Genomic DNA, 5,751 nt, shown 5'->3' with positions numbered 1-5,751 from the left:
GCGGGCGAGCAGGCGGCCCGGGTGCTGGCCAAGGTGGGCCTGTCTGGTCGTCTGCACCACCGCCCGGCCGAGCTGTCGGGCGGCGAACGCCAGCGCGTGGCCATCGCGCGGGCGCTGGTCGCGCAGCCGGCCTGTGTGCTGGCCGACGAACCCACCGGCAACCTGGACCGCGCCACCGCCGACGGCGTGTTCGAGCTGATGATGCAGCTGGCGCGCGACCAGGGCACGGCCTTCATTGTCGTCACGCACGACGAAGCGCTGGCGGCCCGCTGCGGCCGCGTGCTGCGCCTGACCGCCGGTTTGCTCGGCTGAGCTTGTTCACGGTCGACCATGTGGATCGACACCCACGCGCACCTGGACGCTCCGGAGTTCGGACCGGACCACGCGCTGGCGCTGAGCGCTCGGGTCTTGGCGAGCGATCGGGGTGTGGGCCTGTGTGTGATACCGGCCGTGATGCGGCAGAACCTGGACACGGTGCGTCTGCTGGCGCACCGGCTGGGCGATGCGTACGCGCTGGGCATCCACCCATTGTTCGTGCCGAATGCGCTGGACGAGGACCTGGACGCACTCGACGCCGCGCTGACCGCGCACGCGGGTGACCCACGCCTGGTGGCGGTGGGCGAGATCGGGCTGGACTTCTTCGTGCCCGCGCTGTGCGAGCCCGCCATGCGCGAGCGACAGGAGCGCTTTTACCGCGCGCAGCTGAAGCTGGCGCGCAAACACCGCCTGCCGGTGATCCTGCACGTGCGGCGCAGTGCCGACCATTTGCTCAAGCACCTGCGCGAGCTGCCCACGGGCGGTGGCATCGCGCACGCCTTCAACGGCAGTCCGGAGCAGGCGCGCGCCTTCACCGACCTGGGCTTCGCCCTTGGCTTTGGCGGCGCGTCCACCTTCGAGCCGGCGAAGCGCCTGCGCGCACTGGCGGCCGGTCTGCCGCTGTCGGCCCTGGTGCTGGAGACCGACGCGCCCGATATCCCACCGCAGTGGCTGTACGCCACCGCCGCCGAGCGTGCGGCGGGCCGGTCGCAGGGGCTGAACACGCCGGCCGAGTTGCCGCGTATCGGTGAGCTGATTGCCGGTTTGCGCGGCATCAGCGCCGAAGCGCTCGCCGCGGCGACCACCGCCAACGCGCAACGCGTGCTGCCGCGGCTGGCGGCGTTACTGACCGTATGACCCGCTTGGTCGGTCTGCCGCCGGTGATCGGGCCCGCCACGCGGCTGCTGGTGCTGGGCAGTTTTCCGGGCGTGGCATCGCTGCGCGCCCAGCAGTATTACGGCCACCCGCAGAACCAGTTCTGGAAGATCCTGTCGGCGCTGTGGGCGGTGGACCTGGTGGAGATGAGCTACGCGGCGCGCGTTGAGGCCGTGCGCGAACGGGGCTTGGGCATCTGGGACGTGTACGGCGCCTGCGAGCGCGAGGGCAGCCTGGACAGCGCCATCCGGAACGCCGAGCTCAACGATTTCGCATGGCTGCGGCAGCAATGCCCGCGCTTGCAGGCGATCGCGCACAACGGAGGCGAGAGCTTCCGGCACGCGAAGCACACGCAGGCGCTGGGTTTGCCGGTGCACCCGCTGCCGTCCACCAGCCCGGCGAACGCGAGCTGGTCGTTTGAGCGGAAGCTGCTGGCGTGGAGAGATGTGTTCGTCAAATATTCCCTGGCTTAGACCTCGCGGATTGGCGACACCGGGGTGCGCTGCGCCGCGAATGTCCCCCGGCGGCTGACGCCGCCTCAGGACTGTCGCCCCCATGCTCCGCCGCTGCGCGGGTCGCTGCCCCCGTGGGGGCTTATCCGGCTTGGGGCGTCCCGGCGCCGGATTTTTTATTTCCCTCTGCAGCACACCCCGAGCCCGTCAACCGGTGGCCGTGCAGCGAGCAAAAGGGGCCTCACTCGGCCACGCGGCGCCTACGTCCCGCGCGGTGTCGGCCGGCAAAGGCCAAACAAAAGAAAAAGCCGCCCGGCACGAACACCGGACGGCTTCAGTTCAAACCGAGCAGGAAGCTCAGCCCACCGTACGGTGCACCACCGGCGTTTCGGGCACCGGATAGCCCGCCGCGCCAAAGGTCGAAACGATCGCCTTGTGCGTGTCGAAGTAGACCTGCCAGTAATGGTCGGTGTGGGTGTAGGGGCGCACGCACAGCAGCGGGCCTTCGGGCGTGAACTGCAGGATCTCGATGTCCGGTGCCGGCGAATCCTTCACGTTGGCAATGGCGGCAATGGCCGGGCGCAGGCGGGCGATGGCGTCCATCACATCCACGCTGTTGGCCACCTTGGCCACGCAATCCACGCGGCGGAACGGCTCGGCGCTGAAGTTCTGCACGTTGTCCGAAAACACCTTGTTGTTGCCCACCACGGTCATCACGTTGTCGGGCGTGAGGATGGTGGTGGCGAACAGGCCCAGTTCCTTGACCGTGCCCAGCGTGCCGCCGGCGCTGATGAAGTCGCCCACCTTGTAGGGCCGCAGCACCTGCAGGAACAGACCGGCCGCGAAGTTGCCCAGCATGCCGCTCCAGGCGGCGCCGATGGCCAGACCCGCGCCGGCCAGCAGGGCCGCGAACGACGTGGTCTTGATGCCGAAAATGTCCAGGATGGCCAGCACCAGGATCAGCGTCAGCGTGACCGAGATGATGGACTTGAGGTACTGGATCAGCGTCGCGTCGAGCTTCTTGCCCTTTTCCATGCCGGCCGCGATCAGCCGCACCGCCAGGCCAATGAGCCAGCGGCCGATGATCCAGGCCGCGATGGCGCCCAGGATTTTCAGACCGAACTCCGCGCCCTGCGTGGTGAGAAAAGTCCAGACAACTTCCATGTTCATAATGATTCCTTTCAAAGGTTCAGATGCTTTCGACGCAGTATTCCCCCGCCGCATGCCCCGGTGACGACACCGGCCCCATCCCCTCGCCGGATGCCGTGTCATTGTGCGCTGCACTGTGGCTTTCTGACGCCACCGGAGGCCGCGCATGAAGGCCGGCGCCAACGCCACCGCCCGCCGCCGCACGGGGGTGCAGACCCTGCCCGATGTGACGATTTCCGAAGACAGCGAGGTGCGTTTCCTGCACCTGGGCACCGAATGGATCCAGGGTTCGATGCTGCTGGACGCGCCGTTCGACATCGAGCTGGACTACGTGCAGCGCATGGTGGCCTGGCTGCTCTTCGTGGACCCCGACACCGTGTCCAAGCGCCGCGCGCTGCAGCTGGGCCTGGGCTCGGCCGCGCTGACGAAGTTCCACTTCAAGAAGCTGCGCATGGACACCACCACCATCGAGATCAACCCCCAGGTGCTGGCGGTGTGCCGCCAGTGGTTCAAGCTGCCGGCCGACAGCGCCCGCCTGCGCGTGGTGCTGGCCGATGCGGGTGAGGAAATCCGCAACCCGGCCTACACCGGCCAGATCGACGCGCTGCAGGTGGACCTGTACGACCACGAAGCCGCGGCGCCCGTGCTCGACAGCCCCGACTTTTACGCCGACTGCCGCTCGGTGCTGACCGACGACGGCTGCATGACCGTGAACCTGTTTGGCCGCGTTGCGAGTTACGAGCGCTCGCTGCAGAGCATCTGCGCGGCCTTCGGCGACGACGCGGTCTGGGCCTTCAAGCCCACGCGCGAGGGCAACACCATCGTGCTGGCGCAGCGCACGGCCGACCGGCCCACGCGCATGCAGCTGCTGGCGCGGGCCGAAGAGATCCAGTCGCGCTGGGGGCTGCCGGCGGTGAAGTGGATGAAGATCTTCAAGCCAGCCAAGTGAAGCCTCCCCCCGCGCCGCTTCGCGTCACCCCCCAGGGGGCGACACCAACCGTCCGGCAGAGCCGGCCCGGCGGTGTCACTGGACGAAACCTTGCCCGCGGCCCGGATGTGTTGCAGCCTGAATGACACGCGAGATGCACTGATGAAAACCCACACGACATCCCACGCACCCGCCGCCCAGCACGGCCCGATCGACTGGCGCGTGCTGGTCGGCTGGCTGCACGAGGATGGCGTCATCAGCGCCGACGAGGCCGCGCGCACCGTGGCCCGCTGTGCCAGTGCACAGAGCACGCTGCACCCGCTGCAGCGGCTGGCCGTGGTGGGCGTGGCGCGCACCGACGGCACGCTGCTGGACGTGGAGGCGCTCACGCAATGGCTGGCGCAGCGCTGTGGGCTGGACTACGTGCGCATCGACCCGCTGAAGGTGGACGTGGCCAAGGTGGCCGACGTGATGAGCGCGGCCTACGCCGAGCGCCACCATGTGTTGCCGGTGCTGGTGGGGCCGGCCGAGGTGGTGGTGGCCACGGCCGAACCCTTCATCCGCGACTGGGTGCCCGAGGTGGAGCGCCAGACCCGCCGCAGCGTGCGCCTGGCGCTGGCCAGCCCGGGCGAGATCAAGCGCTACACGGCCGAGTTTTTCGCGCTGGCCAAGTCGGTGCGCGCGGCCAGCAAGAGCGGCGGCCAGAACGCCATGGCCAGCTTCGAACAGCTGGTGGAGCTGGGCAAGGCCAACAAGCAGCTGGACGCCAACGACCAGGGCGTGGTGCAGGTGGTGGACTGGCTGTGGCAATACGCCTTCGACCAGCGCGCCAGCGACATCCACCTGGAGCCGCGGCGCGAGCAGGGTGTGATCCGCTTCCGAATCGATGGCGTGCTGCACCCGGTCTACCAGATGCCCATGGGCGTGATGAGCGCGATGACCGCGCGCATCAAGCTGCTGGGCCGCATGGACGTGGTGGAAAAGCGCCGCCCGCAGGACGGGCGCATCAAGACCCTGCGCCCGGGCCGCGGTGCCGAGCGTGGCGAAGAGGTGGAAATGCGCCTCTCGACCCTGCCCACCGCCTTTGGCGAGAAGCTGGTGATGCGCATCTTCGACCCGGACTCGACGGTCAAAGACCTGACCGCGCTGGGCTTTGCGCCGCACGACGCGCAGCGCTGGGAAGACCTGACCCGGCGCCCGCACGGCATCATCCTGGTGACCGGTCCCACCGGTTCGGGCAAGACCACCACGCTCTACGCTACGCTCAAGCGCCTGGCGACCGAAGAGGTGAACGTCAGCACGGTCGAAGACCCGATCGAAATGATCGAGCCCGCCTTCAACCAGACCCAGGTGCAACCCCACCTGGACCTGGACTTCGCCCAGGGCCTGCGCGCGCTGATGCGGCAGGATCCGGACATCATCATGGTCGGCGAGGTGCGCGACCTGGCCACCGCCGAGATGGCGGTGCAGGCCGCGCTGACCGGCCACCTGGTGTTCACCACGCTGCACACCAACGACGCGCCCAGCGCCGTCATGCGGCTGATGGAGCTGGGCATCCCGCCCTACCTGCTCAACGCCACCGTGCTGGGTGTGCTGGCACAGCGCCTCGTGCGCACCCTGTGCCCGGCCTGCCGCGTGCGCGAGGACGACGACGCCACCGCCGCCTCGCACCAGGCACTGACGGAACTCGTCAAACCCTGGAAGGTGACCGGCAGTTACCGCCCCTACAAACCCGTGGGCTGCGTGGACTGTCGCATGACCGGGTTCCGCGGCCGCATGGGCCTGTACGAACTGCTGACCGTGACCGAAGCCTTCAAGGACACGGTCAGCCGCGAGCCGCAGATGGAGGCCCTGCGCCGCCAGGCCGTGGCCGACGGCATGCGCCCGCTGCGCCTGGCCGGCGCTGCGCGCGTGGCCGAGGGGCAGACCACGCTGGACGAGGTGCTGGCCACCACACCGCCGGTGACGGGCTAGTTAGTGCCCCCACGGCTGGCCGGGCCGAAGCGGCAAAGCTTCACCAGTGGCTTATAT

General features: G+C 68.8%; 6 protein-coding genes. 5 read left to right on the top strand and 1 reads right to left on the bottom strand.

All coding sequences use genetic code 11. From position 1 onward, the window contains the following. The 3 genes from ACR2JA_RS06520 to ACR2JA_RS06510 form a co-directional block, all read left to right on the top strand. The coding region (locus ACR2JA_RS06520) for an ABC transporter ATP-binding protein (RefSeq protein WP_434008295.1) at positions 1-312 on the top strand (312 nt) is incomplete at its 5' end. 18 nt (positions 313-330) lie between these two features. Then, the gene (locus ACR2JA_RS06515) at positions 331-1,173 is read left to right on the top strand and encodes a TatD family hydrolase (RefSeq protein WP_434008294.1); all 843 of its coding nucleotides are present in this window, start codon (positions 331-333) and stop codon (positions 1,171-1,173) included. Beyond that, complete coding sequence (locus ACR2JA_RS06510) at positions 1,170-1,664, top strand: DNA-deoxyinosine glycosylase (protein WP_434008293.1); 495 nt, start codon at positions 1,170-1,172, stop codon at positions 1,662-1,664. The genes ACR2JA_RS06515 and ACR2JA_RS06510 overlap by 4 nt, the downstream gene beginning before the upstream one ends. 336 nt (positions 1,665-2,000) lie before the next feature. Here ACR2JA_RS06510 and ACR2JA_RS06505 read toward each other — a convergent pair whose 3' ends face one another. Beyond that, positions 2,001-2,813 (bottom strand): mechanosensitive ion channel family protein, encoded by an 813-nt coding sequence (locus tag ACR2JA_RS06505; protein WP_434008292.1) that lies wholly within the window; start codon positions 2,811-2,813, stop codon positions 2,001-2,003. Between the two features lie 145 nt (positions 2,814-2,958). Between ACR2JA_RS06505 and ACR2JA_RS06500 the strand changes: the two genes are divergently transcribed. Together ACR2JA_RS06500 and ACR2JA_RS06495 are read left to right on the top strand one after the other, a co-directional pair. Continuing rightward, positions 2,959-3,741, top strand: a complete 783-nt coding sequence (locus tag ACR2JA_RS06500) for a spermidine synthase (protein ID WP_434008291.1) — start codon at positions 2,959-2,961, stop codon at positions 3,739-3,741. Between the two features lie 141 nt (positions 3,742-3,882). Next, positions 3,883-5,694: a GspE/PulE family protein gene (locus tag ACR2JA_RS06495; RefSeq protein WP_434008290.1), complete on the top strand. Its 1,812-nt coding sequence runs from the start codon at positions 3,883-3,885 to the stop codon at positions 5,692-5,694. Positions 5,695-5,751 lie beyond the last annotated feature (57 nt).

Source organism: Hydrogenophaga sp., assembly GCF_051007235.1.
In the GTDB taxonomy this organism is placed as follows: domain Bacteria; phylum Pseudomonadota; class Gammaproteobacteria; order Burkholderiales; family Burkholderiaceae_C; genus Hydrogenophaga.
The sequence above is the reverse complement of the archived record's forward strand: the minus strand, read 5'-3'. Positions and strand labels throughout refer to the sequence as shown.

Excerpts from the sequence above, each read along its gene's own strand:
- ACR2JA_RS06515 (WP_434008294.1), top strand. The coding sequence starts at position 331 with ATGTGGATCGACACCCACGCGCACCTGGACGCTCCGGAGTTCGGACCG.
- ACR2JA_RS06510 (WP_434008293.1), top strand. The coding sequence starts at position 1,170 with ATGACCCGCTTGGTCGGTCTGCCGCCGGTGATCGGGCCCGCCACGCGG.
- ACR2JA_RS06505 (WP_434008292.1), bottom strand. The coding sequence starts at position 2,813 with ATGAACATGGAAGTTGTCTGGACTTTTCTCACCACGCAGGGCGCGGAG.
- ACR2JA_RS06500 (WP_434008291.1), top strand. The coding sequence starts at position 2,959 with ATGAAGGCCGGCGCCAACGCCACCGCCCGCCGCCGCACGGGGGTGCAG.
- ACR2JA_RS06495 (WP_434008290.1), top strand. The coding sequence starts at position 3,883 with ATGAAAACCCACACGACATCCCACGCACCCGCCGCCCAGCACGGCCCG.